The 26786-nt window shown below is 71.5% G+C and carries 19 protein-coding genes; 9 read left to right on the forward strand and 10 right to left on the reverse strand.

What is annotated here, in order from left to right:
- Window positions 1-37 precede the first annotated feature (37 nt).
- From WMF28_RS10345 to WMF28_RS10360, 4 genes are all read right to left on the reverse strand, one after another.
- Entirely contained in the window at window positions 38-940 is a 903-nt protein-coding gene (locus tag WMF28_RS10345; protein WP_437601997.1) for an OmpA/MotB family protein, read from the reverse strand.
- A 106-nt stretch (window positions 941-1046) separates the two neighbouring features.
- Window positions 1047-2198, reverse strand: coding sequence for an NAD(P)/FAD-dependent oxidoreductase (locus WMF28_RS10350; RefSeq protein WP_437601999.1), 1152 nt, complete (start codon window positions 2196-2198; stop codon window positions 1047-1049).
- Window positions 2195-2788, reverse strand: coding sequence for an isoprenylcysteine carboxyl methyltransferase family protein (locus tag WMF28_RS10355; RefSeq protein WP_437602000.1), 594 nt, complete (start codon window positions 2786-2788; stop codon window positions 2195-2197). Before WMF28_RS10355 ends, WMF28_RS10350 begins: the two co-directional genes overlap by 4 nt.
- The gene (locus WMF28_RS10360; RefSeq protein WP_437602001.1) at window positions 2782-3858 is read right to left on the reverse strand and encodes a type III polyketide synthase; all 1077 of its coding nucleotides are present in this window, start codon (window positions 3856-3858) and stop codon (window positions 2782-2784) included. Before WMF28_RS10360 ends, WMF28_RS10355 begins: the two co-directional genes overlap by 7 nt.
- 217 nt (window positions 3859-4075) lie before the next feature.
- On the opposite strand from WMF28_RS10360, the gene WMF28_RS10365 reads away from it, so the two are divergent.
- The 8 genes from WMF28_RS10365 to WMF28_RS10400 all read left to right on the forward strand — a co-directional run bounded on the left by WMF28_RS10365 (window position 4076) and on the right by WMF28_RS10400 (window position 17551).
- Window positions 4076-4447 carry a DMT family transporter gene (locus tag WMF28_RS10365; RefSeq protein WP_437489535.1) on the forward strand — a complete coding sequence of 124 codons (372 nt, stop codon included), beginning with the start codon at window positions 4076-4078 and terminating at the stop codon, window positions 4445-4447.
- Window positions 4448-5235: 788 nt separating this feature from the next.
- Window positions 5236-9798, forward strand: coding sequence for a copper oxidase (locus tag WMF28_RS10370; protein WP_437602002.1), 4563 nt, complete (start codon window positions 5236-5238; stop codon window positions 9796-9798).
- A gap of 17 nt (window positions 9799-9815) precedes the next feature.
- On the forward strand, window positions 9816-11945 hold the full coding sequence (locus tag WMF28_RS10375; RefSeq protein ID WP_437602003.1) for a YncE family protein: 2130 nt from the start codon (window positions 9816-9818) through the stop codon (window positions 11943-11945).
- Window positions 11942-12610: an SCO family protein gene (locus tag WMF28_RS10380; RefSeq protein ID WP_437602004.1), complete on the forward strand. Its 669-nt coding sequence runs from the start codon at window positions 11942-11944 to the stop codon at window positions 12608-12610. Before WMF28_RS10375 ends, WMF28_RS10380 begins: the two co-directional genes overlap by 4 nt.
- Window positions 12611-12617: 7 nt before the next feature.
- Window positions 12618-13295 (forward strand): SCO family protein, encoded by a 678-nt coding sequence (locus WMF28_RS10385; RefSeq protein WP_437602005.1) that lies wholly within the window; start codon window positions 12618-12620, stop codon window positions 13293-13295.
- On the forward strand, window positions 13288-14970 hold the full coding sequence (locus WMF28_RS10390) for a cytochrome c/ABC transporter substrate-binding protein (RefSeq protein ID WP_437602006.1): 1683 nt from the start codon (window positions 13288-13290) through the stop codon (window positions 14968-14970). Before WMF28_RS10385 ends, WMF28_RS10390 begins: the two co-directional genes overlap by 8 nt.
- A 497-nt stretch (window positions 14971-15467) precedes the next feature.
- Entirely contained in the window at window positions 15468-16109 is a 642-nt protein-coding gene (locus WMF28_RS10395; protein WP_437602007.1) for a hypothetical protein, read from the forward strand.
- A gap of 215 nt (window positions 16110-16324) precedes the next feature.
- On the forward strand, window positions 16325-17551 hold the full coding sequence (locus WMF28_RS10400; protein WP_437602008.1) for a TCR/Tet family MFS transporter: 1227 nt from the start codon (window positions 16325-16327) through the stop codon (window positions 17549-17551).
- A 291-nt stretch (window positions 17552-17842) separates the two neighbouring features.
- On the opposite strand, the gene WMF28_RS10405 is transcribed toward WMF28_RS10400, so the two are convergent.
- From WMF28_RS10405 to WMF28_RS10415, 3 genes are all read right to left on the reverse strand, one after another.
- Window positions 17843-19003, reverse strand: a complete 1161-nt coding sequence (locus tag WMF28_RS10405) for a hypothetical protein (protein WP_437602009.1) — start codon at window positions 19001-19003, stop codon at window positions 17843-17845.
- A gap of 157 nt (window positions 19004-19160) precedes the next feature.
- Complete coding sequence (locus WMF28_RS10410; RefSeq protein WP_437602010.1) at window positions 19161-20318, reverse strand: hypothetical protein; 1158 nt, start codon at window positions 20316-20318, stop codon at window positions 19161-19163.
- Between the two features lie 134 nt (window positions 20319-20452).
- A complete protein-coding gene (locus tag WMF28_RS10415) occupies window positions 20453-20761 on the reverse strand; it encodes a hypothetical protein (protein WP_437602011.1) in 309 nt (102 codons plus the stop codon).
- 804 nt (window positions 20762-21565) lie between these two features.
- Between WMF28_RS10415 and WMF28_RS10420 the strand changes: the two genes are divergently transcribed.
- On the forward strand, window positions 21566-22534 hold the full coding sequence (locus WMF28_RS10420) for a Rieske 2Fe-2S domain-containing protein (protein WP_437602012.1): 969 nt from the start codon (window positions 21566-21568) through the stop codon (window positions 22532-22534).
- A gap of 106 nt (window positions 22535-22640) precedes the next feature.
- Here WMF28_RS10420 and WMF28_RS10425 read toward each other — a convergent pair whose 3' ends face one another.
- The 3 genes from WMF28_RS10425 to WMF28_RS10435 all read right to left on the reverse strand — a co-directional run bounded on the left by WMF28_RS10425 (window position 22641) and on the right by WMF28_RS10435 (window position 26753).
- Window positions 22641-24335 carry a glycosyltransferase family 87 protein gene (locus tag WMF28_RS10425; protein WP_437602013.1) on the reverse strand — a complete coding sequence of 565 codons (1695 nt, stop codon included), beginning with the start codon at window positions 24333-24335 and terminating at the stop codon, window positions 22641-22643.
- A gap of 154 nt (window positions 24336-24489) precedes the next feature.
- Window positions 24490-25881: an aspartate kinase gene (locus tag WMF28_RS10430; RefSeq protein ID WP_437602014.1), complete on the reverse strand. Its 1392-nt coding sequence runs from the start codon at window positions 25879-25881 to the stop codon at window positions 24490-24492.
- Entirely contained in the window at window positions 25878-26753 is an 876-nt protein-coding gene (locus tag WMF28_RS10435) for a class I fructose-bisphosphate aldolase (protein ID WP_437602015.1), read from the reverse strand. Before WMF28_RS10435 ends, WMF28_RS10430 begins: the two co-directional genes overlap by 4 nt.
- Between the last annotated feature and the right edge of the window lie 33 nt (window positions 26754-26786).

The following is a 26786-nucleotide window of genomic DNA, read 5'->3' on the forward strand; positions in this document are numbered from 1 at the left end:
CCGCGGACGACCGTCCGCGGCCGCGCGCGGCTCACTTTCAGGGATACGTCTCGTCCGCGCTCTTCACGCCGGCTCCCGGGCGGGCCTCTCCGGCGGGGCGGGCCTCTCCGGCCGGACGAGCCTCTCCGGCGGGGCGGGCCTCTCCGGCCGGGCTCTCCGAGATCTGCGCCGTCCCCTCCACCACGATCTCCAGGCGCGCATCCTGCGGCTGCGCGGGGGCACCGCCGCCCGCGTCGGCCGGCGGAAGGTCGGCGAAGCTCGCCAGGCTCAAGCGGGCGACGGGCAGGCCGGCCTCCTTGGGCTGCGCGAGGAAGAGCAGCACGGCGCGCGCTTGCGCGACCGTGACATCCCAGCCGTTGCGCCACGCCACGCCCGGCGTGCCGCTCGCGGTGTGGCCGACGACCTGGTAATCTAGGCCCTTGAGCGGCTCGTTGCTGCGGATGATCGCGGCGATGTCCCGCAGGATCTTCTCGCCCGCCGGGGAGAACGCGTCGCGGTTCCCCTTGAACAGGACCCGCGTCGGGATCGAGATGACCACGCGGCCGTCGCGCGGCGCGACCGTGACCTCCCCGGCGGCGACCGGGAGGAACGCCCTCAGGACACCGCTGTCGCGCTCGGACGGCGGGCGAGCCCCGGCCGGCTCTCCGCGCTGCGCGCCCGGCGCGGCGCCGAGCTCGAGGCCCTCCGCGCCCAGCGGATCTTCCGCCGACACCCCCGCAGCGCCCCCGCGCGCGGCGTCGTCTTCCAGCCGGCGAACGCGCTGCTGGGTGGTCTGCAGCTCGCGCTGAAGGCGCTCGGACCGGTCCAGCTGGGCCTGCATCTCGAACTCGGTGTAACCGCACCCGACGAGGAGCGCGGGCGCGAGCAGCGCGGCAAGGCGGCGCGCAACACGAGCGGTCCGGACGGGGAGGGAAGGGGAGACCCCGGCGCTTTCCTTCACGCTCACCTCTGCGACACCCAAAGCAGGCAATTGCACTTGGCAGGCTCCTTCTCGCCGGATCATCCGGATCCATCCTCCACGCGCCGGGGCGCTGAGCGGCGGGAGCCTATCCGAGCGGTCCTGGTCCCACAAGGCGCCCGCCGGGCCCCGCCGGAGCGCGCGGACGCAGGACCGCGCCGACCGCGTGCCGGAAGAGCCCGGGAGCGAGCGCGAGCGCGGACAGGAGGCCGTCCCGGAGGCGCGGGCGCCGCGCGACGAAGAGCACCGCGCGCGTCGCCACCGCGTAGCGCAGGAAGGCCTGCCGGAACACGCGGGCATAGGCGGCGAGCGGGGCCGCGCCGCCGCCGCGCAGGGCCGCGTCGAGGGCGGTCGACAGCGCCGCCGCGCCGACGAGCGCGAGCGAGATCCCCTCGCCGGTGATGGCGTCGATGTAGCCCGCCGCGTCGCCGACAAGCACGAAGCGGTCGTCATGGAGCCGCGAAGACGCCCGCTCGAGCGGGCCGCTGCCCCGCGCCGTCGAGTCGACAGGCGCGCCCGCGACCCGCTCGGCCAGCGCCGGGAAGCGGCGCACGAGGCGCTCGGTCGACGCGCGCCCCTCGAGGCGATCGCCGTCCCACAGGAACGCCACCCCGACGCGCTGCGGGCCCGCGGGCGTCACGTACGCCTCGACCCCGTCGCCGAGGTGCACCTCGACGAACGACGACCACGGCGCGCACCGGAAGTGCTGGCGCAGGCCGAGCCGGCGCGGCCCCGAGGGCGGCGCGTCCCAGCCGAGCGCGCGGCGCACGCGCGAGCCGAGCCCGTCGGCGCCGACGACGTAGCGCGCCTCCACGACGCGCCGCCGCGTGATGAGCCGCGCGCCGTCCGCCGTCCGCTCGACATCGAGCAGCGGCTCGCCCGCAGCGAGCCGCGCGCCGGCAGCGCGCGCCCGCGCCGAGAGCGCCGCGGACAGCGCCGTGCGGCGCACGCCGAGCCCCCCGGGCGCCGGCAGCGGCGCCTCGACGCGCAGGCCGTCCGCGCGCAGGTACCGGATGCCCTCGATGGGCGCTCGCTCGGCCGGGTCGAGCTCGGACAGGACGCCGAGCTCCGCGAGCGCGCGGCAGCCCTCCGGCATCACGCCCTCGCCGCACGCCTTGTCGATCGGCCACGACGCCTGATCCAGGACGAGCACGTCATGGCCCCGCAGCGCGCAGCCGATCGCGACGGCGAGGCCCGCCGGCCCCCCGCCGACCACCGCGATGTCGCACCGCGCGGTCACGGCGCCGAGGGGCGCTCCGGTGCAGGGCGGCGGCCCGGCACGAGCCGCGGCAGGCCGCCCATCCGCGCCGCGTACGAGGGCCCGAGCGCCTCCTCCTCGGCGCGGATGCGCACGTGGAGCACGGCCGCGTTGAGCGCGCTGAAGACGAGCGCGGTCAGCCACGCGCCGTGGATCATCGGGATCGCGACCATCTCGACGATCACGGCCGCGTAGTTCGGGTGGCGCAGATAGCGGTACGGCCCGCCGGAGACCGGCGCCGCGCCGGGCACGACGATGATCCGTACGTTCCACTGCTCGCCGAGCGTGGCGATGACCCAGTAGCGAAGGCCCTGCGCGAGGAGCGCGACGAGGAGCGCCGCGAGCCCGACGAGCCCGGGGAACGGCCGGTCGAGCGCGCCGACCTCGAGCGCGCACGCGGCGAGGAAGGCGGTGTGCATCAGCGCCATCACCCGGAAGTGCCCCTGCCCGACCTCGACGCCGCCCTTCGCGAAGGCGCGCCGCGCGTTGCGGCGCGAGATGAAGAGCTCGGCCAGCCGCTCGAGCGACACGGCGCCCAGGAAGCCGAGGTAGAGGAGCTCCGAGGTCACCATCGCAGCAGCGCGATCTCCGAGCAGAAGCCCGGGCCGAACGCCATCATCACGCCGTAGTCGCCGGGCCCGGCGCTCGCCTCGTCGAGGACGTCGCGCAGCACGAACAGCACCGACGCGGAGGACAGGTTGCCGAGCTCGCGCAGCGAGCGCCACGAGCGGGCGAGCGCGTCATCGGGCAGCTCGAGCGTCTCGGTGATGGCCTCGAGCACCTTCGGCCCGCCCGTGTGGACAATCCAGTGGCGGATGTCGCCCCGCGACAGGCGGTGCCGCGCGAGGAACGCGTCGACGTCGCGCCGCACGTGCTCGCGCACGAGCGCCGGGACGCCCGCGGAGAGGACGACCCGGAAGCCGGTGTCCACGACGTCCCACCCCATGATGTGCTCTGTCTCGGGGTAGAAGACGGCCTGCGCGTCGAGCACCGCCGCCCCGCCCGGCCGGCCGGCCTCGCGGGCGGCCTGCACGCCGCGCGCCACGACGGCGGCGGCGCCGTCGGCGAAGAGCTGCGCGGCGATCACGTTCGCCGCCGAGGTGTCGTCGTGCTGCAGCGTGAGCGAGCAGAGCTCGACCGACAGCAGCAGCGACGTGTGCCCCGGGAAGGCGCGCAGCGTGTCGGTGACGCGCCCGACGCCGGCCACGCCGGCCACGCACCCGAGGCCGAAGATGGGCGTGCGCTTGATGTCGCGCCGGAAGCCGAGCCGGTTGACGAGCCGCGCGTCCAGGCTCGGCGCCGAGATGCCGGTGACCGAGACGAAGACGATGTGATCGATGTCCTCGGGCCCGAGCCCCGCCCGCTCGAGGGCGGCGCGACAGGCGCGCTCGCCGAGCTCCAGCGCGCACGTGTTCCAGCGGCGGTTCTGCTCGGCGAACGTCGAGGCCGCGTAGTAGGCGTCGATCGGCAGCGCGAGGTGCCGCCCCCGCACCTCGATCGACCGCCGCACCCGCTCGACGAGCGTGAGCGCGTCGCCCTTGCCCGCCCAGAGCCGGCGCAGCCCCGCGCATGTTTCCTCCTGCGTCGCGTAGTGCGGCGGCAGCGCCGTCCCCACCGCGGCGATCGTCGGCGCAAATGACATATCCACCCCCTCGAAGCTCATGACGCGCGGCAGTCTCGCACCGAGGCAGGCGGCCGGCCACGGCCATTTCGGCTGGGCTCGCCGGCGAAGCTTCACCGAGCGTTGCGCGAGGCGCGAGGAAGGCGCGCGCTTCACGGTTGATCCATGCCGCCCGCTGCGCGAGAGGTCTCCCGGGAAGGCGAGCCTCCGGGGCCCCGGCGCTCGTCGCACAGCAGACATGGCTCAAGGTTACCTCTTCCTCATCATCGCCCTCGTCTTCAACGCGACCGCGAACATCCTCATGAAGCTCGCCTCGCGGCGCGTCCCTCCGATGGAGGGGCTGACGCTCGTCGAGAAGGGGCTCGCGCTCGCGACGAACTACCACCTCGTGCTCGGGCTCGTGCTCTTCGCGTCGAACATCCTGTTTTACGTCCTGGCGCTCAAGCGCATCAACCTGTCGATCGCCTATCCGATCATGTCCTCGGGCGGCTTCCTGATCATCTCGGTCTTCTCCGTCTACTACCTGCGCGAGACCCTCACGACGCTGCAGATCGGCGGCATCGTCCTGATCGCGGCGGGCATCGCGATGGTCGCCTACAACATGAGCTAGCGCGTCCGCCGCCGCCTCCCCTCGCCGTTCCCCCGCGCACCGCGCCCGCGCGCCATCCGGGCACCCTCCCCGGGGCTGGCCTCCTCGACCCTCTCGCCGCTGGCGTCCATGACGCGCCGTTCCCCTCCGCGAGTCGACGGGTGCCCCAGGCGGCCCCGGGCGCCGAGTGCCAACATCGCAGACGCTCGCCCTGCGCCCAAGACGTCCCACCCTGTCATCCTCCAGCGATGTCTCCACGCCCCACGCCGCGCCTGCCCGGCAGCGCTCGGTCGGCGGCTGCATCGCTCGGTGGATGCGTTGTCCTCTCGCGTCGCTCTCCGGCGATGTCCGGCGGCGGCGAGGGCAGAACGCCTATGTCGGAAACACTCGTCTTCGCCCAGAACATGGCTTGGTGGTCTCGTGTGAACCCGTACAGCCAGGGAAATTCTTGACCTAAGAGGAGCATGGGGTCAAACCAGCGCCCGTGCTGGTGGGCTCAGCACATCGCGGCGCATCACACCGTATTCCATCTCGGGCATGCTGCAATCCGCTCGCGGCGCCCGGACGATGCGCGTTCGACGCGAGCGATCCCCTCTAATTTGATTTGGAATAGGGAGGCATACGTGTTGATGAGGCGTTTGCGAGGGCTCAGGTGCGCCGCGGTGATGCACGTCGCCATAGGATGCGCGGACCCCGATGCTCCGTTCGTCGACGAGGAGTCCGGGCAAGGCGAGCAGGCAATCAGCGATTCATTGTATACGTCAGCTTCGGGGAGGACCGTTCACGCCGAAGTCGTCGCGATAGACCAGATGATCGTCTATGATCGCTATGACGCGTTCAACCCGGGGGGGATGGTCTATGCGCTCCGAAGGGACGTCGAGGCCGCCGATCCGTCGAGGCCGGTTGGCCCGGGCAACGCTGCGCTGCGGCCGGGCAAGCGCCCGAGGCCGCTCGTCCTGCGCGTGAATGCCGGCGACGATCTCGTCATATCGTTCACGAACTGGCTCACGCCGAGCGGCGCGGCGCTCCCGGCCCTCTCCCCGACGACGCGTCACGCGTCCATCCACGTGGTCGGGCTCCAGATCCGGAACATCGCCGCGCTCGGAGGGAACGTCGGGCAGAACGAGAGCTCGCTGGCGGCGCCGGGCGAGACGCGCACCTACGAGCTCGTCGCCGGCCGCGAGGGCGCGTTCCTCATGCACAGCGGGGGCGCCATGGCCGGCGCGGACGGCACCGGAAGGCCGCTGCGGCAGATCTCCCAGTCGCTGTTCGGCGCCGTCATCGTCGAGCCGAAGGGCGCCGTCGCGTACCGCTCTCAGGTCACGGCCGAAGAGCTCCAGGCCGCCTCGGTCGAGCCCCCGAACCCGGACGGCACGCCGCGCATCCACTACGACGCGCTCGACGCGTCGGGCGAGCCGATCCTCCGAATGATCAACGACGAAGGCGAGATCGTGCACGGGGATCTCAACGCGATCATCGCCGGCTTCGACGAGACCGAGGTCCGGGCCGGGACGTCCGCGAGCCGCGATTACTTCCGCGAGTTCACCGTGATGTTCCACGACGATCTGGGCTCCGTCCAGGCCTTCCCGGAGCTCCAGAGAGACCCGACCTACCACGGCGTGCGCAGCGGCTTCGGCATCAACTACGGCGCGGCCAGCCTCGGCGGGGCCGCCCTCGCCAACCGGAGGAAGATCGGTCCCACCAGCGGCTGCGCGGAGTGCAAGTTCGAGGAGTTCTTCCTGAGCTCATGGGCGAACGGAGACCCGGCGCTGAACATCGAGCGGGACGAGGCAGGCAACGCGGTTCGCGCCCTCTACCCGGACGACCCCTCGAACGTCTCCCACGCTTACCTCGGCGACCCCGTCCGCATCCGGAACCTGCACGCTGGCCCGACCGAGACGCACGTGTTCCACGCCCACGGCCACCAGTGGCTGCGCTCGCCGAACAACGACGACAGCACTTACATCGACTCCCAGACCATCGGCCCCAGGGCGGCCTTCACTTACGACATGAGCTACGGCGGGGGCGGCAACCGCAATCTCACCGCGGGGGACGCCATCTACCACTGCCACCTGTATCCCCACTTCGTGCAGGGGATGTGGGGGCTCTGGCGCAACCACGATGTCTTCGAGGCGGGCACGCCGGACCGGAACCTGCCGGACGGCGAGATCGCGATGGGCACGCCCACGCCCGCGGTCGTGCCCATCGCGGAGTTGGCGATGGCGCCCATGCCGACCTACGAGCCGACGTCGGTCTCGCTGCCCGATGGGCGCAAGGCGGTGCGCAAGGCCATGCCCGGTTATCCCTACTACGTCGCCGGGCTGGCCGGGCACCGTCCGCCGCAGCCGCCGCGCGACATCGAGCATGACGGCGGGCTGCCGCGCCACCTCATCACGAGCGTCCCGCCGGAGGGCGACGAGCACGGCGTCCGCGGTCCCTTCGACGTGCAGATCCATCGGGCCAACGTGAAGCTCCTGCCGCCCGACGGCACCGAGGCGGAGGTCGCAGCCGGCGAGTTCCACGCGGGGTCGTTCCCGGGCGCTGTCTCGACCACGGCGCGCTACGGCTTCCCGGTCAAGGGCTATCCGGCCTTCACCCCCGGCGGCGATCCGGCGCTCTTCCTCGTGAACGGCCAGCCCCCTGCAGCCGGCGCGCCCTACGCCGATCCCTGCCCGCCGGGCGCGCCGGTGCGCACCTACCGCGCGGCCTACGTCCAGATCGACGCCACGGTGAACCGCGCCGGCTGGCATGATCCCCAAGCGCGCACGATCGTCCTCGAGCAGGACTACGCGGCCACGATCGAAGGCACGAGGTCGCCGGAGCCGCTCTTCATCCGCGCCGGCTCCGGCGAGTGCGTCGTCTTCCACGCCACGAACACCATCCCGGATGCGCTCGAGGCGGACGATTTTCAGATGTTCACGCCCACCGATATCGTCGGTCAGCACATCCATCTCGTGAAGTACGATGTCACCTCGTCGGACGGCGGGGCCAACGGGTTCAATTACGAGGATGGGACGTTCGCCCCGCAGGAGGTCGTGGCGCGCATCGGCGCGGCCAACGCCGTCGGCGGCGCGCTGGCCGCCGACGGCACGGTGCGCGAGTCGGGCGCGCGCGTGACGCTCGAGGCGACGCGGCACCCGCGCCTCGCCGGCGCGCCGCTCGGGGCGCAGTCCACGACGCAGCGCTGGTGGGCCGATCCGGTCGTGACCGCGGCGGGGATGGAGCGCCCCCTCGGCACGGCCTTCTCCCACGATCACTTCTCCGCCTCTTCCCACCAGCACCATGGCCTGTATGCAGCCCTCGTGGTCGAGCCCGCCGGATCGACCTGGCGCGACCCCGAGACAGGGGATCTCTTCGGCGAGCGCTCCGACGGCGGGCCGACGAGCTACCGCGCCGATATCCTGTTTCCGCGCGGGGACAGGCGGACGCCGTTCCGCGAGTTCAACCTGAGCTTCGCCGACTATGCCATCGTCTACGACGAGTGCGGCAATCCGGTAAACTCGCCGGCCACGCAGGCGGTGCCGCTGCCGCAGGCGATCGCCCACGGGGGGCTCCTCCGCGAGCCCGTCTCCTGGCGCGATCCTGGGGCAGGGCTGATCAATTACCGGCACGAGCCCATCCCGCTGCGCATCGCCGACCGCGATTGCGCGACGGGCGCGACCACCCAGAAGGCCGGCGCCGCCGGCGAGATGCACAACGTCTTCAGCTCGAAGGTGCACGGCGATCCCTTCACGCCGCTGCTCCGCGCCTACAAGGGGGACCGCGCGGTGATCCGCCTCACCCAGGGCGCGCAGGCGGAGCAGCACATCTTCTCCCTGCACGGGAAGAAGTGGCTCAGAGACGGCTCCGATCCGGACAGCGGCTTCTCGAACGGGCAGCCGATCGGCGTCTCGGAGCAGATGGATGTCGAGCTCGTCGAGGATCCGCTCTTCACGAAGAACCGCGCAGGCGGCGCCGACTACCTGTACCAGAGCCCCACGACGGACGACCTGTGGGAAGGGATGTGGGGGCTCATGCGCGTCCACGGCGAGCCGGTCTCCGACCTCCTGCCGCTCCGGGGCGCCCCGCCGCCGAGGCGCCCGAGCCTGCCGCCCAAGGTGTGCCCGCCGGACGCGAAGGTGAGGGAGTACGTCGTTCATGCGATCTCCGCGGCAGGCAACCTGCCCGGCGATCGCCTCACCTACAACGAGGAATACGGGCTCTACGATCCCGACGCCATCCTGTTCGTCGACGAGGCCGACCTGGGCGCCATCCGGTCGGGCAAGCTCGCGCCGGAGCCGCTCATCCTGCGCGCGGCCGCCGGCGAGTGCGTCCACGTGACGCTCGTCAACGACCTGCCCGACGACCCGCCGAAGACGCCTCACTGGAACTACAACCCTCCCATCGTCGAGGGCTTCAACGTCAACCAGGTGAGGACCTCGAACCGCGTCTCGCTGCACCCGCAGCTCGTGGCTTACAACGTGAACACGAGCGACGGCGCCAACGTGGGCCAGAACCTCGACCAGACGGTCGCGCCGGGCGGACGGCGGAAATACACGTGGTACGCGGGCGACGTCTCCGTCTCGTCCCGCGGCGACGTCCGCTGGCAACCCGTGGAGTTCGGCGCGATCAACCTGAAGGACATGGCGGACGTGGTGAACCACGGCATGCACGGCGCGATCGGGGCGCTGATCGTCGAGCCCGCGAACGCCACCTGGTATCCGAAGCCGAACACGCGCGCGTCGTTGTGGGTGTCGTACCGGGACCAGGCCGGCGTCGAGCGGTGGTTCCGCGAGCTCGTGCTCTTCTACCAGGACGAGGTGGCCCTGCACTCCGAGGAGACGCGGTTCCAGTGCGCGGACGCGTCCCTGGGCTGCGGCACCGCGCTCCGGAGCATCGTGGGCGAGCTCGACGCGGACGGCACCGGCCACAAGGCGTTCAACTACCGCGCCGAGCCGCTGTGGGCGCGCCTCGGCGTGCCTCCGGAGCGGCGGATCGGCGAGCTCCCGGGTCTCGATATCCACGACATCTTCAGCTCGGCGGAGCACGGCGATCCAGCGACGCCGCTCTTCACGGTGGGGCGCTACGACACCCTGCGCGTCCGCGTGCTGCAGCCCTCGGGGCACCGGCGCCAGCACTCCTTCAGCCTCTGGGGCGCGGAGTGGGCGCACAACCCGTGGGCGAAGGGCTCGTCCTCCCGGGTCATGGGCCCGAACCCGGCGTCCTTCGCGATCGGCGCGCAGAGCGGTATCGGCCCCATGACCGCCTGGAACGTGAATCCCTTCTTCCGGGCAGGAGGGATGTTCGATGTCCCCGGTGACCGCCTGTACCTCGATCAGGCGAGCTTCCAGCTCGCCGGTGGGCTCTGGGGCATCGTGCGCGTCACGAAGTGAGCGAAAGGACGAGATCGATGACGAGACGGACCTTCCCTCGCACGCACGGACTCTGGCTCTCGCTGGCCTGTCTCGGCGTCTGTCCGGCGCTCGGCTGCGGGCGAAGGGCGTCCCTCGCGATCTCGCAGGGAGAGAGCGCAGCGCCTGCGTCTGCGCCTGCGCAGCTGGAGGCGCCTTTTCTGCAGGCGAGCCGGGTCGAGCGCGATGGGCTCTCCATCGCGTTCGCCCTGCGCCCGATCGAGCGGGGCCGCAGCGCGGCCGCCGCCGCGGAGTCGACCGCGGCGTCGGCGTTCGCCGACGTGGTGGCCGAGTTCACGATCACCGACGCGAAGACCGGCGCGCCGCTGGGCGGCCTCTCGCCGCTCGGGTGGATGTCGAGGCGCGCGGGGGACGCCGGGGGAGACGACGGCCTGCCCGGCGGGGCCGCCGCGAGCGCGGCGGGCGCGGCGCCGGACGAGGCGGGCTGTCGGGAGAGGATCAAGCGCTTCATGGGGGGTCTCCTGTCGGTGCGCCCGGAGGTGGACATGAACGCCTACCTCCTCTGGACGCTCAACCAGGACAGCACCCTGTCGGTCATCAACCCGCAGGTCGCCCTCGGCAGGACGAAGCTTCGGAGCATCGTCAGCCTCGCGGCCCCCGGCGTCGCGCTCGCCCTCCACCCCGACCGCGAGAGCCTCTATGTCTCGCTCCGGGGCGGCCGGGGCCTCGCCGTCGTGGATACGCGGCGGGGGTTCGTCCGGTCGAACGTCCCTGTCGGCCAAGACCCGGGCCGCGTCGCGGTCGCGCCCGACGGGCGTACGGTCTGGGTGGGCAACGACGGCGACGGCACCGTGAGCGTGATCGACGCGCGCTCGACCGACGTGATGAAGACGCTGCAGGTGGGCCCTGGCCACCACGAGATCGCCTTCACCGGCGGCGGCCGCGCCGCCTGGATCACGAGCCAGCGAGGAGACGCGGTGACCGTGGTGGACGTCGCCGCGCTCGAGCCGCTCGGAGCGATCGCCGTCGGCGAAGGGGCCGTGTCCATCGCGGCGAGCGACGAGGCGGGGGTGGTCTACGTCGCGAACAGCGCGCGCGGCGAGGTCGTGATCCTCGACGCCGCGCGCCGCGCCGTCGCCGGGCGCGTCGCCCTGAAGCCGGGGCTCGGCGCGCTGCAGTTCGAGCCGGGCGGGCGCTTCGCGTTCGCGCTGAACCCGGCCGCGGACGAGGTCGCCATCCTCGACGCCTCGACGGGCGCGGTGGCGCATGCGCTCACCGGGTTCGCGGCGCCGGACGCGGTGACCTTCACCGACGCCTTCGCCTACGTCCGCAACCTCGGCGCGGGGAAGGTCTCGCTCATCGACCGGGCGGGCCTCGGCGGCCCCGCGGCCCCGCCGGTCGTCCACGTCGCGGTCGGCCAGGACGCGCCGGCCGCCGCGGGCCGAGGTCCAGCGGCGGGGCCGAGCGGGCTCGCCGCGCCCATCGCCCCGACTCCCGAGGGCAACGGCGCCCTCATCGCGAACCCGGCGGACAAGGCCCTCTACTTCTACGTGGAGGGCATGATGGCCCCGATCGGCACCCTCTCGACCTACGGTCGCGAGCCGAGCTCGATCCTCGTCGAGGATCGATCGCTCAAGGAGGTGCGGCAGGGCGTGTACGCGACGACGGTGCGTCTCGGCGCGGAGGGGCTTTACGACGTCGAGCTCCTCCTCGACCGACCCCGCGCGGCGGTGTGCCTCGAGGCCACGGTGGCGCCCGCGCGCTGCGCCGAGGGCGGGGGCTACGCCGGCCAGGGAGACTGCGGTGAGGGGCCAGCGCCGGGCATCGCCCTCTCGCCGCTCTTCGAGCCCGGCCTGCAGCTCGCGGCGGGCGAGCCGGCGACGCTCCGCTTCAGGGCGACCGCGAAGGATACGGCCGCTGCTCTCGACGTGAAGGAGATGGAGATCATGATCGTTCGGTTCCCAGCTGGGTATCGCTGGAGCGGCGCGCCGCGGCCGGAGGGAGACGGCATCTTCTCGGTCGCGTTCACCCCGCCCGCGCCGGGCCAGTACCGCTTCCTCGCCGCCGCCCCGCAGCGCGGCGTGGCCTTCGGCGCGCTCCCCTTCGTCCCGCTGCGCGTGTCCGCGCGCGGCGCGGGCGGCGGCGCTCCCGAGGAAGGTGCGCGATGAGGCCGGGCGCGGCCCTCGCCGCGGGCGCCCTCGCGCTCTCGCTCGCGCGCCTCGCGCCCGCGGAGGACAAGGCGCCTCGCGCCGCGCCCGCGGAGGACAAGGCACCTCGCGCCGCGCCCGCGGAGGACAAGGCGCCTCGCCCCGCGCGGATGAGGGTCGGGGGCGTGTCCAGGGAGGGCGACGCCGCCGCGGAGAAGTACTTCTCCAACATCGAGCTCGTCGATCAGCACGGCCGCGCGCACCGCTTCTACGAGGGATTGCTGCGGCGCCGGAAGGTGCTCATCAACTTTGCCTTCTCCTCGTGCAAGGGGGCCTGCCCCACGATGACGGCGAACCTCGCGCGTGTGCAGGCGCTGCTCCGGGCCCGCGGAGAGCGGGTGACGATCCTGACGATCACGGTCGACCCGGAGAACGACACGCCGGCCGTGCTGAAGCAGTATGCGGCGAAGTTCAATGTGGGCGAAGACTGGTATTTCCTGACCGGCACCCCCGCGAACGTCGCCGCGGTGCTGCGGCGCCTCGGCGGCCAGGTGCGGAGACCGGACGAGCACACGATGACGCTGCTCCTCGGCGACACGTCGACCGGCATGTGGCTGAAGACGTTCGCCACCGAACGGCCGGAGGTGCTCGCGCACCTCGCCCAGCACATCAACGATCCGGAGTGAGGTCGACATGCGCTCTCTTTCGCTGCATGCGTCGAAGGCCCTGCTCCTCGCCGGCGCGCTCGCGGTCGCCTCGTGCGGCCGTCGGGGCGAGACCGCCGGGGAGGAGCGCGCCGGGGAGGCCTCCGCGGCGCCGCCGCTCCCGGCCGTGGACGGCGCGGCGGCGGTGCGTTCGGCGCCGGCGCAGGGCGTCGTGGTGCCAGACGAGGAGCTCGTCGATCAGGACGGCGCGCCCGTCCGCCTCCGGGAGCTCTCGAAGGATCGCGTGCTCGTGATCAACTTCATCTTCACCACCTGCACCACGATCTGCTCGCCGATGACCGCCATCTTCGGCCGGCTCCAGGACGAGCTCGGCGACGCGCTGGAGCGGGACGTGCGGCTCGTCTCCATCTCGCTGGATCCGGCGATGGACACGCCGGAGCGGCTGAAGGACTACGCGGAGAGGTTCGGCCGGCGGCGGGGCTGGGTCTTCCTGACGGGCAGCCGCGAGCGCGTGAATCGGGTGCTGGGTGCGCTCGGGGGGCGCGCACCGATCAAGGAGCGGCACACGCCGATCTCGCTCATCGGCCGCGAGGCGGAGGGGCGCTGGACGCGCGTCGACGGCATTGCGCCGCCGCGGCGCCTGGCCGAGGAGGTGCGGGCCTTCCTTCCGCGAGGGCCGGCGGCGGGCAGCGCGGACGATGGGTGAGCCGCGGCTGCGGTTCGCCGTGCTGGCCTCGGCGTCCGCGATCGGGCTCTGCGTGCTCGCGCTGCGGGCGCTCGGCAGCGGCGATCCCGCGCCCGCGCCCCGCGCGCGTGGCGAAGAAGAGGCGTCGTGCGCCGAGCTCACGCCGTCCGCCCTGCGCGGCAAGCGCATCTACCAGCGAGGCGCGACCGCGGACGGCCGCGTCATCGAGGGGGCGATCGCCGACGGGACCGTTACGCTGTCGGGCCGCGAGGCCGCCTGCGCCGGCTGCCATGGTCCGAGCGGGCAGGGGACGGACGAGGGGGGCATCGCGGCGCCGCCGCTCACGCCCGAGCGGCTCGTTGCGTCCGGTCGCGAGCGGGACGCCACCACCGCGCGGGCGCTCGCGGCCGCGATCCGCGAGGGGCGTGGGCCCGCGGACCGGCAGCTGAATCCGGCGATGCCGCGGTTCCGGCTGGCGGACGCGGATGTGTCGGATCTTATTGATTATATTGGCTGCATCGGGCGTGATCTGGACGCCGGCGTCACGGCGGACTCGGTGGCGCTGGGCGCGGCGTTGCCGCTGACGGGGCCGGACGCGGCGGTGGGCGCCGCCGTGCGCGACGTGCTCTCGGCGGTGTTCGCCGAGGTGAACGCGCAGGGCGGGATCTACCGGCGGCGGCTCGCGCTCCGTGTGGAGGACAGCGCTGGGCCGGCGGGCGAGGTCGGGGCGACGGCGCGCCTGCTGGACCGGGGCGTGCTGGCGCTGGTGGGGAGCGTCTGGAGCGGGGATCCGGCGCTGAAGGCGCGGTTGGAGGAGGAGCGGGCGCCTCTCGTGGGGCCGATGGCGGGCGGACCCGGGTTGGGCGGCGGACCCGGGTTGGGCGGCGGAGCCCCTGGCCCAGCGTGGAACGCCTCGGGCGCCGGCGCGGCGCGCGACGGCGGCGTGGTGTTCCAGGTTCTGCCGGGGCCTGACGTGCTGGCCCGCGTGGCGATCAAGCACTCCGCCGACGCTTCATCGAGCACGGCGGCCGCCGCCCTGATCGTGCACACCCGCGACCGCGCCGGCGAGGCATGGGCGTCGGGGGCCCGCGCCGAGGCCTCCAGCCGCGGCCTTCCTGCGCCGCCGGTGCTGTCCTTCGAGCCCGGCCGCCTCTCGCCGCGCGACGTCGCCGGCGCAGCGCAGGCGCACGGGGCGCGGGCGATCCTCTTCTGGGGCTCCGGCGCGGACCTCGCGAGCGCTCGGGCGGCGCTGGACGCCGCCGGCTCCGCCGCGCCGATCTACGCCTCGCTGGGCTCGCTCGCCGACCGCGCCGGGGCCCTCCCGCGCCTCCTCGCCGGCCGCGCTCTGTTCCTGTACTCCGGCCCGCTCGGCGAGCGAGCGCGGGCGTCGGGCGAGGCGCTGCGGGCCTTCCTGCGCCGGGCCGGCGTGGCGCCGGGGCCGCTCGGGGCACAGGCGAGCGCCTATGTGGCGGCGCGGATCCTGATCGAGGCGCTGAAGCGCACCGGCGCCCACGCCACGCGGGAGGGGTTGATCGCGGCGCTCGAGCGGCTGCGCGACTTCGACGCAGGCCCGGCCCAGCCCGTGACCTTCGCCCGGAACCGGCGGACCGGCGTCCTCGGAGCGAGCCTCGTCCACCTGGACCCGGCGTCGGGCGACGCCGTGCGCGTGTCCGGGTGGATCGACGTCGTCCCGTGATATCTATCCATGCTTGGCGAAGAGCTCATGGACGGCTCGTCGCGACGCGCATGATGGCCTGAGGGCGCGCCGAGCCGCCGAGCCGCCGAGCCGCCGAGCCGTCGAGCCGTGGAGTCGCCGAGCCGCGAGCTCCCGGACGACACATCCGCTCCGGCCGTAGGTGCCGAGTCATCCTGCTCGTCGTCTTGACTTCGTGTGTCACGCGGGTAGACCTTCATCTGCCTTCGCTTGGGCAATGGCCACGGTGTCGAGCCGCACGGGCTCAGACGCGGGGATGACAAGAGGGGCGCTGAGCGCAGCTCACGCGGAGTCCGCGGCGGCGTCGTCGCGGGGAGCGAGCCCTGGGCCTGGCTTCCGGTCATCGCCGGTGGTCTGCCCGCGGCCTCGCGCCCGTGTCCGGGCTGTGCTCCTTAGAGCCAGGTTGATAGCGGGAGAGAGGTCGAGCCGGGGCAGATCGCCTCTCGTCGGCGCCGGCTCCGGCCGTTCAGGAGGACATCATGAGTGATAGCAGAAGCAGCGTTCGTTTCAGCATGCTCGTCGCGCTGGCCGGCATCGGCATCACCGCGGCGATGTGCGGGTGTGCCGCGGAGCAACCGGAGCAGCTGGAAGAAGGAGAGGAGCTCATCGACACGGCGGACGGCGCCTTGCGCCGGACGAGACAGCTCGAGGCGGATCTCACGATGCCTGACGAATGTCTGGCCACCTGGCCGGGGGCGACGCCGCCCACGGGCAAAACCACCTTCCGGTTCATCACGGACACCCAAAGACGTAACTTCGCCGCCCTGGTCACCCTCAGCGATCTCCACGTGTTGCCGAACATGAGGCTCCTGTTCACGAAGGGGGACATCCGCAGGGGGGCACCTGGCGAGACCAGCGAGCCGCCGATGCTCGTCGGCTCGCTGTCCGAGGCCACGGACGGGCCGGCGGTCGGGGAGGTGCCGGGGACCTTCATCGCCGACGCCGCAGGCGACGGGCGGCAAGGCTTCGGATACAGCATGACGGAGGCCGCCACCATGAGCCTGAAAGCGCTGGCACAACAGGTCATGTATGAGCCGGGGGAGCACTACATCGATCTGCGCACCGACACGTGCCCGAACGGCTTCATGCACGGCACCTTCAGGTATCCGACCGGCTTCTAGCGCTGCCGCCCAGATCTCCTGTCTGGCCCGGTGACCGGCGCCTCGCCGCGGCTCGGCGGACGGCGAGGCGCGTCCGGGCGGGGACGCCGGGAGAGCGACGGTGAGCTCCTGGACGCTCCCGGCGCCCTGGCGGGCTCTCTCCGGGGCCGACGTTCTTCTTTCCCTTCGAGACAAGGCCGAGGACGCGGTCCTCGGCGTCGCCGCGAGCACACCCCATGAGCCGAGACCGCAACGCCAGCGTCGCTTTCATCCTGGTCACCCTCCTGCTCGACACGCTGGGCGTCGGCGTGATGCTCCCGGTGCTGCCGAAGCTCGTGAGCGGCTTCTTCGGGAGCGATCTCGGCGCCGCGTCGCGGTATTACGGCGCCTTCGTCGCCGTGTATTCGGCGATGCAGTTCCTCTTCGCGCCTGTCCTCGGCGGGCTGAGCGACCGCTTCGGGCGGCGCGTCGTGATCTTGAGCTCTCTGCTCGGCGCCGCGCTCAACTACGCGCTCCTCGCGGTCGCGCCGGGGCTCGGCTGGCTCTACCTCGGGCGGGTCGTCGCGGGGATCACCGGCGCGAGCTTCTCGGCGGCGAGCGCGTACATGGCCGACGTCACGCCGCCCGAGCGGCGCGCGCAGGGCTTCGGCCTCATCGGCGCCGCGTTCGGGCTCGGCTTCATCATCGGACCGGCGCTCGGCGGGCTCCTCGGCAACGTGCACCTGCGCCTGCCGTTCGCCGTCGCGGCCGGGCTCAACCTGCTCAATTTTGCCTACGGAGCTCTCGTGCTCCCCGAGTCGCTCCCGCGCGAGCGCCGCCGTCCCTTCTCCCTGCGTCGCGCCAACCCGCTCGCGTCGCTCGCGAGCCTCGGGCGGTCTCCCGTCGTCCTCGGCCTCACGGGCACGCTGGTGTGCAGCTACCTGGCGCAGCAGGTCGTGCAGGGCGTGTGGGCGCTGTTCACGGAGGCGCGCTTCGGCTGGCGGCCGTTCGATATCGGCGTATCGCTCGCGGTGGCGGGCGTCGGCATGGCCCTCGTGCAAGGAGGGCTGGTCCGCCTCCTGATGCCGCGCCTCGGCGAGCGTCGCTGCGTGGTGCTCGGGCTCGCGGCCGCCGCGGTGAGCTGCGTGGGCTTCGGCCTGGCCGACAGCGGGCTGGCCATGTACGCGCTCATCTTGCTCAGCGCGCTCGGGGGCATGGCGGCGCCGGCCACGCAGGCCCTCATCTCCAGGGAGGTGGGCCCCTCCGGGCAGGGCGAGCTTCAGGGCTCGCTGGGCAGCCTGGTGAGCCTGACCGCCGTCGCCGGTCCGCTGCTCGGCACGGGCCTGCTCGCGCGCTTCTCCTCTGCCACGGCCGATCTCCACATTCCCGGCGTGCCGTTCCTCGTCGCCGCCTGCATCAACGCCGCCGGGGTCCTGCTCGTGCTCCGGCTGTCCGCGCGCAGGCGTCCTGCCGTGGCGCGCTGAGCCGGCCCGGCCGCGCGCTCTGCACCTGTTGCATCACGAACGAGAGGTCCGCGGGCTGGTCGGGCACGTCCCCGATCGTGGGCTCGCGGTCCGCGGGCTGGTCGGGCACGTCCCCGATCGTGGGCTCGCCCGGTCTTGTACTGTGTGTGCCTTGCGGGGCAGCTGCAATGTGCGCTGCGACAGATCAATGTGTCAGCGTGGGAAGACGTGGTTTGCTTGCGGCAGACACGCCGTTCTGTAGCAATGGCGTCTGTCCACCGCTCGGGCCGCGACGGTACAGGGGAGGGCGTCTCAGGGCTCGTCGACCTCGCCCTGGATGAAAAAGACGTCCCCGTCCCGGGTCACGGTGGCGGTCACCTGCCGGCTCCTCGCCCAGGACGGCTCGATGGGTTGAAGGGTCCACACCGAGGTGGCGGCGTCCCGCTCTTGAGAAGCCGTACCCGTGATGAGGTCGGGGTTCTCATCGAGAGACAGCGAGAACCTGCCGGGAGCGGACAGGTCCAGCGTGAGACCGGCGGGCGGCGGCGGGGGAGGATCGCGTCGATCGAAGCCGGTGCGGCCGGTGGCCCGGACCGAGCGGAGCTCGATCCGTCCTCTCACGACCTCTGCCTCGATGATCTCCTCCGTCAACGCGGGCGAGGTGGTGGTCTTGCGGATCGTGAGCTGGTTCCCCTCGACGCCGAGGATCCTGTAGAGATGCCTGTTCCCGAGGTGGTCATGATACAGCCAGTGCTCGCCCTCCGCGAGGCGGCGCGGAGAGCGGATCTGCGTGAGCTCCAGGCGTCCCTCATAGACGACGCCGATCCGGAAGCCCAAGGAGAAGATCCCGCCCGGAACGCCCGGCGCCGGGGCACCAAGCGCGACAGGCTCTCCGTCGATGGTCACCGAGCTCGCGGCGCTCACCGCCGCGCTGGTATCGGCCCACAGGACGGGTAAGGCGTCGCCTTGCGAGTGGCCGAGCGGATCGATGAACCCGCCGAACTCCGGCACTGGCCAGGTGCTCGACTCCAGGTAAACGTCGATGTCTTCGCCGCGGAAGGACGTGAACCGCAGCCTGGCCGCCGGGAAGCCGTCGACCTGGCCTTCCTCGAAGTCGATCGGCCGGTACACCGTCTCGCGACCCGTGAAGATCGCCGCGCGATCGCGCGCGATCTCGGGGTCATTGTAGTGATCGACGTGGAAGCCGTCGCGCAGCGTGATGATGGCCCTGAGCAGCGGCGGCCGGCCGAGGCGCCGGGTCACGAACTCCTCGATGGCCTCGTAGGCGGGGTGGTCCGGGGTGAAGGCGATCACCTGGACCTCGTGCCGATCGAACGTGATGAGGAACGGCTGGACGAAGTCCGGCAGGCTGGATGGACATGAGGGTCGCACGACGGGAATCCAGGCCGGCACGCCGAGGAGCAGGCCGAGGAGGAGTAACAGCAGGGCAAAACGGTTTCTGTAGACATGCATATGTCGAGCTTCTTTCTCAGCGCACGAGTTCTCGGGGCTTCTTCTGTGAAGTCGTGCTTGCCCAAGAGACCGTGGCGATCGCCGTACGGCAGGGCGCGGTGAGCGCGGCCGCTCCCCGTCATGAGGGCGGCCGGGCAGCGTCGACGCGTCGAGCGGATCAGGGCTCGCCGATCTCGTTGTCGACGAGATCGGCGTCCCCGCGTCGGGTCACCGCCGCGGTCACCTGGCGGCTTGTAGCCCAGGACGGCTCGACGGGCTCGAGCGTCCAACCCTCCGTGGGGGCGTGCTCCTCTCGAGAGGCCGTGCCCGTCACGAGGTCGGCGTGCTCGCCGAGAGATACGGAGAATCGGCCTGGGGTCGACAGGTCGAGCGTGAGGCCCGCGGGGGGCGGGGGATGCGCCGAACCTTCATAACCCCGCCGACCCGTGGCCCGGACCGAGCGGAGCTCGAGCCGCTCTCCCACCCGCTCGGCCGTCACGACCTCCTCGGTCAAGGCGGGCGATGTGGTGGTCTTGCGGATCGTGAGCTCATCGCCTTCCACGGTGAGGATCTCGTAGAGGTGCGAATTCCCGAGCTGATCCTGGTACACCCAGTATTCCCCTGCTTCGAGGCGGCTCGGGGCGCTGAGCAGCTCGAGCGCCTGGTGCCCGGCGCGGAAGACGCCGATGTGGAAGTCTCTCGTATAGAAGCCCCCCGGGACCCCCGGCGCCGGGCCGCCGGGCGCGAAGGGCACCTCGTCGATGGTCAACACCGTCGCATCGCTGGGAGCAGAGCTCGCGTTGGCCCACATGAGGGGCAGGGAGGCGCTCTGCGAGCTGCCACCAGGATTGATGAACCCGCCGAGCTCGGGGCTCGGCGGTGCGGCCGCCTCGAAATAGAGGTCGATGTCCTCGCCGCGGTAGGAGGTGAGGCGCAGCCGCAGCCTCGGGAGCCCGTGGACCTTCCGGACCTCGAAATGGATGGGGCGAACTACCGTCTGCCGGCCAGTGAAGATCCCAGCCCAGCCGCGGGCGAGCTCCGCGTCGTTGAAATGATCGATCTGGGAGCCGTCGTGCAGCTTGATGATCGCCCGGAGCAGCGGCGGCTGGCCCCGGCGCAGGGTGATCATCGCCTCGATGCCGCTATAGTCGGGGTGATCGGCGAGGAAGACGACCACGTGGTGCTCATGCCGATCGTAGGTGATGAGGAAAGGCTGAACGAGCTCCAGCGGGCCGACCGGACGTGGGGGGGGCGTGACCGGAATCCAGGAAGGACCACCGATGAGCAGCCCGACGGCGAGCAACATCAGGACAATTCGGTTTCTGGAGGAAGCCATACACCGTATCCTTTCTCGAAGACGTGATCTCTCGTGCATCGAAGCCGTGGAGTTGCGCTCGTTCGGGGGATCGGTGACCAGGCGCGAGCCCAGGACGCGTGCAGGTCGGCGCTCTGGTGGCGGCGCCTGGTGGTTCAGCGCTTGGTCTCGACGCGCACGTCCGGGTTCTCCTCGTCGATCTCGTGGGTCAGGAAGCGCTCCGCGTCCTCTCGCCCCCTCAGCCGCGCCTCGAAGTGTGCCAGGGTCGCCGCGCGGGTCAGCGTGAGCTGCCGTGTCGCGCCCATGGTCTGGGTGAGACGCTCGCCGCAGAGCTCCGGGCACCCCGCGAGGTCGAACGCGCCTGGTCCGACGCCTCGCGTGATACCCTCCTCGAGGGCCTCGTTGCCTGCCCGGGGATCGGCGCTCAGAAGCCGCTCGCATTCCATGGTATCCGTGTTGTTCACGAACGGCACCTCCTTTCATGAACCCGCTGTGCGTCCCGCCGATGAGCTCCACCAGGGTGACGGGCGGCGGAGCGTTCGCGAAGACCCGCCTCGGTCCCTCGGGGGGGCACCAGCTCGTCCGCGGTGCCGGTGAGGATCAGCGTGGGGAGCGAGCGCCCCCAGCCCAAATGCAGCGAGCCGCACGATACACCTCGAGCTCTGATACGCGCTGTCGTATGCCATAGCATCGCCTCTTATGAGCAAACTCGCCCGCACCGAGATCGGCGGCGCCACGCTGCGCCGGAGGCAACCTCCCGGTGCCAGCGCATGATGGCCGGTTCGCGAGGGGCGGCGTCCCGGAGGACACCGTGCCGCAGAGAGGTCAGCTGAGCGGCCTCAGGCGATCAGCTCCCACGGATGTTTCACGCTATATCGACACGCCTGTTTAGCAATGCGATGAAGATTTGCAAGATGCTCCTCTTTGCGGCGTGGTACGCCTGTACGTCGCCGACATGGCGCTGCGCCGGCCAGCATCCGTCCCAGCGCGCGTCGCGCCGGCGTGGATGAGCAATACGCCGATCTGCCCGCGCGGTAAGCGCTCTGCGAGGTCAATCGTGCCTCGCTGAAATCTGTCATGAATGTGTTGCGAGCAGGGTGTCTGCCAGTTATTACGATGGCGTCGCTGCTCGGCGCGATTTTCATGTAATCGAGGAAGCTAGAGCGCTCGGTATGTAATCGAGGAGGCTAGAGAGCTCCGGCTGCCGGCGTCGGCGGGGGGGCGCCGGCGACCGCGAGCAATCCTGCACCTGCAAGGGAGGAGGACGCATGACCATCATCCGCGCGAACCTGAACAAGCGAGATCGTGTCCGCGGCGAGGGGCACGTCTATCATCAAGGCTGGTATCCGCTGGCGATGTCGAGCGAGCTCGGCATCGGAGCGCCGATCGGGAGGGACTTCCTCGGGGGCCGCGTCGTCCTTTACCGCGACCCTTCGGGCAAGCCCGTGGTCCAGAGCGCATACTGCCCGCACCTGGGCGCCGATCTGTCCGTCGGTGATCTCTGCGACGGGCAGGTCCGGTGCGCGTTCCACCACTGGAGCTTCGATACGACAGGAACATGCGTCCGGATCCCCGGCGAAGGGAAGATCCCGCCCGGGGCGAGGATCTTCACGTATCCGAGCGCCGAGGCGTGGGGGCTCGTCTGGGCGTTCACCGGCGAGGAGCCGCTGTTCGAGCTGCCGTACATCCCCAGGATGAACGAGTCCGAGATGGTCTATCGGACCCGGATGAACGGCGTGGTCCCCTACGAGCCGTGGCTGCCGGTGTCCAACGGGCTCGACTTTCAGCACCTCCGCGCGCTCCACGGCATCGCGATCACGGAGCCTGACAGGATCGAGATCAAGGAGTACAGCATCGAGTACACCATCACCGAGCAGCACAAGAAGCGGCATGGCCTCATCATGGGCGCGAATACGTTCTCGCTCTACCGCGACGACAGCGGCCACGAGACGGGCACGCTGTTCAGCGGCACGCCGCTCCGGCCCGGCGAGACCATGATCTTCTCGGTGGTCGGCCTCCGCGACACGCACCCGCGGTCCGAGGAGGAGCGCGCCGCCCTCGAGCGGAAGCTGGACACGATCGCCGCGTACACCGCGAGGCTGCTGGAGGAGGACGACAGGGTCCTCACCTCCCTCCGCTTCCGACAGGGCGTGCTGGTGGCGGCTGACCGGCACCTCGCCGCGTACTTCAAGTACGTGCGCGAGTTCCCCGGCGCCGCCTTCATCGAGGCTCGCTAGCGCGCCGATCCGTTCGAGGAGAGCGGCCGCAAAGGGCGGAGAGGCCGCCCAGGAGACCTCCTTCGCTCCTGGGCGTCTCGGGGCCCTGGCGGTCCGAGCGCGCGCTTCATGACGCAGGTTCCAGCGCTGGCTTCCGCGCATCGGCGGGGCGCGGCGCCGTGACCGGCCGGCGCTTTCGCAGCACGCTCCAGGAGAGAAGCGCGAAGCCCGCGGCCTGAGCCACCATGGTGAGGGGGAGCGTCACGCGCGGTTCGGTCGGGGGGATCATGGTCGAGATCGCGAGCCAGCTCGCGACGAGCGCGACCACGGCGCGGCGGCTGCGCGCCTCGGCCGCGAGCAGCGTCATGAGCCACTGCGTCGAGACGAGCACGTAGCCGGGCGCGAACGGGGCGCGCAGCGCGCCGAGGCTCAGCAGCGCGAGCCACGCGCACGCCTTCAGCCTACGATCGTCGATCCGGCGAGCAGCGATCACGGCGAGGCCGAGCGCGACGAGCGTGTAAAGCCAGGAGAGCGACGAGGATATTGAAGGTGACATCCCGGGCACGCCGAGCGCCCTCAGCTTGAAGGGTATCCCGAAGACCGAGTAGTTCCCCACCAGGGCTGCCACCGACCGGCTCATGAACCCGAACGCCTCGCCGCTGGAGAGGCGCGGCACCTGGTAGCTCATGAACGCGGCGAATGGGCCTGGTCCGAGGACGGCGAGGGAGGCGAGGACCAGGACGAGCGCGGAGCCGAGGACCCAGGCGGCGTCGCGCCAGCGCCGCTGCGCGAGCAGGTAGATCACGAGCAGGCCGGGCCAGAGCTTCGAGAGGACGCTGAACGCGAGCAGCGCTCCCCCGATTTCCGGACGGCGAGCCTCGAAGGCGATCATGGCCAGGATGGACAGGGCGATCGCGGTGATCTGGAAGTTGCCAAGCTGGAGCCCCAGGGAGCTCGGGAGCGAGATCCACGCGAGCGGCGAGAGCAGCGCCGCGATTGTGCCTTCTTCTCCGCCGATCCAGCGGGCCAGACGGAGGAGCGCGAAGGCGAGCAGCCCTGCCTGGACGGCGAACCAGGCGGTGCGAAGGATGAAGAAGTCCCGCGTGAAGAGGAGCGCGAAGCGCGGCAAGAGCAGGAAGGGCGGCGGGTACTGGTAGGCTTCGAGCATGAACGGCCCGACATCGATGGCCGGCGGCAGCTGCGAGGCGGCAGGGCCGCTCGATGCGCGCGGCTCCTCGTACACGTTCGCGACGCCATGGCGGCTGAGCTCGGCCGCATTGATGTAGGCGCCGAGGCAGGCGTGACGCACGAAGAACGCGCTCTTTGGCAGCAGCGAGGCGCCCGTGATCGATGGGTCGGCCATGAAGATGCTCAACCGGGCGGTCTGGAGCACCACGACGAGGCCGAGCACCGCCCACAGCCCAGCGGCGACCCTGCGCCTCCGGGCGACGCCGTCGAGCGAGGCGGGCAGGCGGCGCGCGACCCAGGGCAGGCCGAGGCCGGAGATCGCGAGGACCGCGGCGAACGGGGGCACAAGCGGCAGCAGGGCGCCGCGAGGTGCGCCCACCGCGACCGCCGCAGCGCCGGCGAAGAGCATCGCTGCTCCCTGCGTCGCCCTCGCGCCGGCCGGGTGGCCTGCGAAGGCCGCGAGCACGATCGCGCAGGCCAGCGGGATCAGGACCGCGATCAGCGTCAGGAGCGGCGCCGGCACGGCCGCGAAGGCCCCGGCCGCGGTGCCGAGCGGCCGCCACACGGCATGAAGCACGATCGGTGACGCGGCGCTCGCCGCGACCAGCGCAATGATGATCCTCTCGCATTTCATGGGAGTCGTCTCCTCGGCGAAGTTCCCCGGGTACGACGCGCACCGATGATCCGGCCATGGCCGGGTAACAGCAGCTCGTCGGTGTGCCGGATGAGGTGGGGGCGACGCGCTCTCATCGGCGCGCGGGGCGTGCCGGACGCGAGCTCGGTCTCGCTTACTGGTCTGGCGTATCGGTGCCGGCCTGCTTGCCGTTGAGTCCGCGCGCCGCGCCCCGACGGGACCTGCTCGCGGCGGAGGAGGGCGGCTGGGTCGCCACCGGGTCGAGCGCCTTGGGAAGCTCCTTCGTCGGCGCGAGCCCGAACGCCTCATGCAGGACGTTGATGGCCTGGTCCGCCGCGCGCGCGTCCACGAGGCAGCTGATCCTCAGCTCGTTCACGGTCAGGCCCGACACGGCGATGCCGTGCTGGACCAGGCTGCGGCACAGGTGGGCGGCGATCCCCGGATGCGAACGGATGCCGATGCCCACCAGCGACACCTTGGCCAGGCTGTCCGACACCCGCATCTCGCCTTGCCTCGCGCTCGCGACGAACTGCTCCAGGCATCTCCGGGCGCGGCGCAGCTCCACCGCGGGGAGCGTGAAGGCGACGTCCACGCGTGGCTCCTCGGGGACGCCAGCGGGGTGGCAGAGCATGTCCACGCAGACGTTCAGCTCTGCCAGGATGCCTGTCACCTCCGCGATCAGGTCCGGGCGGCACGCCACGCCGACGAGCTCGACCCGCACCTGATCCGGAGCGCAGGCCAGGCCCATCAGCGCCTTGCCCTCGATCGCGCGCTCGCGATCGACGACCCACGTCCCTTCTTCCTCCGTGAACGAGCTGCGTAAATGCACTGGAACCTGGTACTTCATGGCTATCTCCACGCTGCGCACATGCAGGACCTTCGCGCCGAGGGACGCGAGCTCGAGCATCTCTTCATAAGGAATGGACCGGAGCTTCCGGCCGGCCGGGCAGACGCGGGGGTCGGCCGTGTAGATGCCGTCCACGTCGGTGTAGATCTCGCAGACGTACGCGCCGAGCGCCGCCGCCAGGGCCACCGCCGTGGTGTCGGAGCCGCCGCGGCCCAGCGTGGTGATGTTCCGGGAGGCGTCGACGCCCTGGAACCCGGCCACCACCGCGATCTGCCTGCGCGTGAGCGCCCTCCGGATCGGGCCGTCGTTCACCTCCTGGATTCGCGCCTTGGTGAAGGCGCTGTCCGTGAGCACGGGCAGCTGATGCCCCAGGAACGAGCAGGCCTGTCCCCCCTCGGCGTGGATGGCGAGGGCGGTCAACGCGACCGACACTTGCTCTCCCGTCGAGACGAGGACGTCGAGCTCCCGGCCGTCCGGGAGCGGGAGGACCCCTTGCGCCAGCGACAAGAGGCGGTCTGTCTCCCCGCCCATGGCGCTGACCACCACCACCACGTCGTTGCCCGCGCGCTGGCTCTCGAGCGAGATGCGCGCGACGTTGCGCATGCGCTCGATGCTCGCCACCGAGCTCCCTCCGAACTTCTTGACGAGCAGCGGGGGATGGACGCCGCTGCTCGGAAGCCGATCGGACGATGGGCTCACTTCGCTGCCCCCCCTGCGGCGTGCGGCGGCTTGCCTTGAGCGCCGGAGCCGTTGGCGCCGGCGCGCGCGGACGACCTGGGGGCCTCGGACACCGGCGTCTCGCTGGCGCCGAGGACCACCCTCTGCAGCTGGGTCAGGACGGCGGACGCCGACTCGCGCTGGAAGATGTTGCGCCCGACGCACAGCCCGGTCGCGCCGCGGGCCACCACCTCCTGCGCCAGCTGGAGCACCTCGTCCTCGGAGCGCACCGCCCCGCCCGCGATGAACACGGCGGTGTGCTCCACGACGCCCGCGAGCAGCTGGCTCAGATACGAGATCTGGGTGGGCGCCTCAAGCTTGAGGGCGTCCGTCCCGAGCTCCACGCACGCGCGCATCAGGTGGCGCATCCGCGTCAGTCGCGGCTGGTCTCCCTCGGGCGGGACCTTGTCGTAGAGCATGGTGAGCACAGGTACCCCGTAGCGCTGGGCCTCGTCCACGACCGCCCCCAGCTGGCTCAGGTTGTGGGCGTCATTGGTCCCGTCGAAGTTGAGCTGCAGCGAGACCGCGTCCGCGCCGAGGCGCAGCGCGGCCTCCACGGACGTCAGCCGCTCCTTGGTGTTTGGATTCGGAGCGAGCGACGTCATGCCGTTGAGGTGGATCATGATGCCCGCGCCCCCGAGCAGCCCGTAGTTCGCGAGCCGCTCCACCATGCCCTTGTGGGCGATGATGCCGGTGATCCCGGGGTGCCCTATCCAGCGCGCCACCTGCGCAGTGCTGTTCAGCCCTTCCACCGGTCCCATCGTGAGCCCGTGATCGATGGGGACGATGATGCCACGGCCGCACTGCCGATCCAGGAAGCGAGACCAACGAATCTTCTTGGGAAATCCATTCATGGCGAAAGCCTCTCGGGTATTGAGCGCACGAGT

Source organism: Sorangium sp. So ce590, from assembly GCF_051521365.1.
Lineage (GTDB): Bacteria > Myxococcota_A > Polyangia > Polyangiales > Polyangiaceae > Sorangium.

Coding starts and splice junctions, on each gene's coding strand:
- WMF28_RS10425 (WP_437602013.1), bottom strand. CDS start 24,335: ATGAAATGCGAGAGGATCATCATTGCGCTGGTCGCGGCGAGCGCCGCG.
- WMF28_RS10375 (WP_437602003.1), top strand. CDS start 9,816: ATGACGAGACGGACCTTCCCTCGCACGCACGGACTCTGGCTCTCGCTG.
- WMF28_RS10420 (WP_437602012.1), top strand. CDS start 21,566: ATGACCATCATCCGCGCGAACCTGAACAAGCGAGATCGTGTCCGCGGC.
- WMF28_RS10365 (WP_437489535.1), top strand. CDS start 4,076: ATGGCTCAAGGTTACCTCTTCCTCATCATCGCCCTCGTCTTCAACGCG.
- WMF28_RS10400 (WP_437602008.1), top strand. CDS start 16,325: ATGAGCCGAGACCGCAACGCCAGCGTCGCTTTCATCCTGGTCACCCTC.
- WMF28_RS10410 (WP_437602010.1), bottom strand. CDS start 20,318: ATGGCTTCCTCCAGAAACCGAATTGTCCTGATGTTGCTCGCCGTCGGG.
- WMF28_RS10360 (WP_437602001.1), bottom strand. CDS start 3,858: ATGTCATTTGCGCCGACGATCGCCGCGGTGGGGACGGCGCTGCCGCCG.
- WMF28_RS10390 (WP_437602006.1), top strand. CDS start 13,288: ATGGGTGAGCCGCGGCTGCGGTTCGCCGTGCTGGCCTCGGCGTCCGCG.
- WMF28_RS10355 (WP_437602000.1), bottom strand. CDS start 2,788: ATGGTGACCTCGGAGCTCCTCTACCTCGGCTTCCTGGGCGCCGTGTCG.
- WMF28_RS10385 (WP_437602005.1), top strand. CDS start 12,618: ATGCGCTCTCTTTCGCTGCATGCGTCGAAGGCCCTGCTCCTCGCCGGC.
- WMF28_RS10405 (WP_437602009.1), bottom strand. CDS start 19,003: ATGCATGTCTACAGAAACCGTTTTGCCCTGCTGTTACTCCTCCTCGGC.
- WMF28_RS10370 (WP_437602002.1), top strand. CDS start 5,236: ATGATCGTCTATGATCGCTATGACGCGTTCAACCCGGGGGGGATGGTC.
- WMF28_RS10395 (WP_437602007.1), top strand. CDS start 15,468: ATGAGTGATAGCAGAAGCAGCGTTCGTTTCAGCATGCTCGTCGCGCTG.
- WMF28_RS10380 (WP_437602004.1), top strand. CDS start 11,942: ATGAGGCCGGGCGCGGCCCTCGCCGCGGGCGCCCTCGCGCTCTCGCTC.
- WMF28_RS10435 (WP_437602015.1), bottom strand. CDS start 26,753: ATGAATGGATTTCCCAAGAAGATTCGTTGGTCTCGCTTCCTGGATCGG.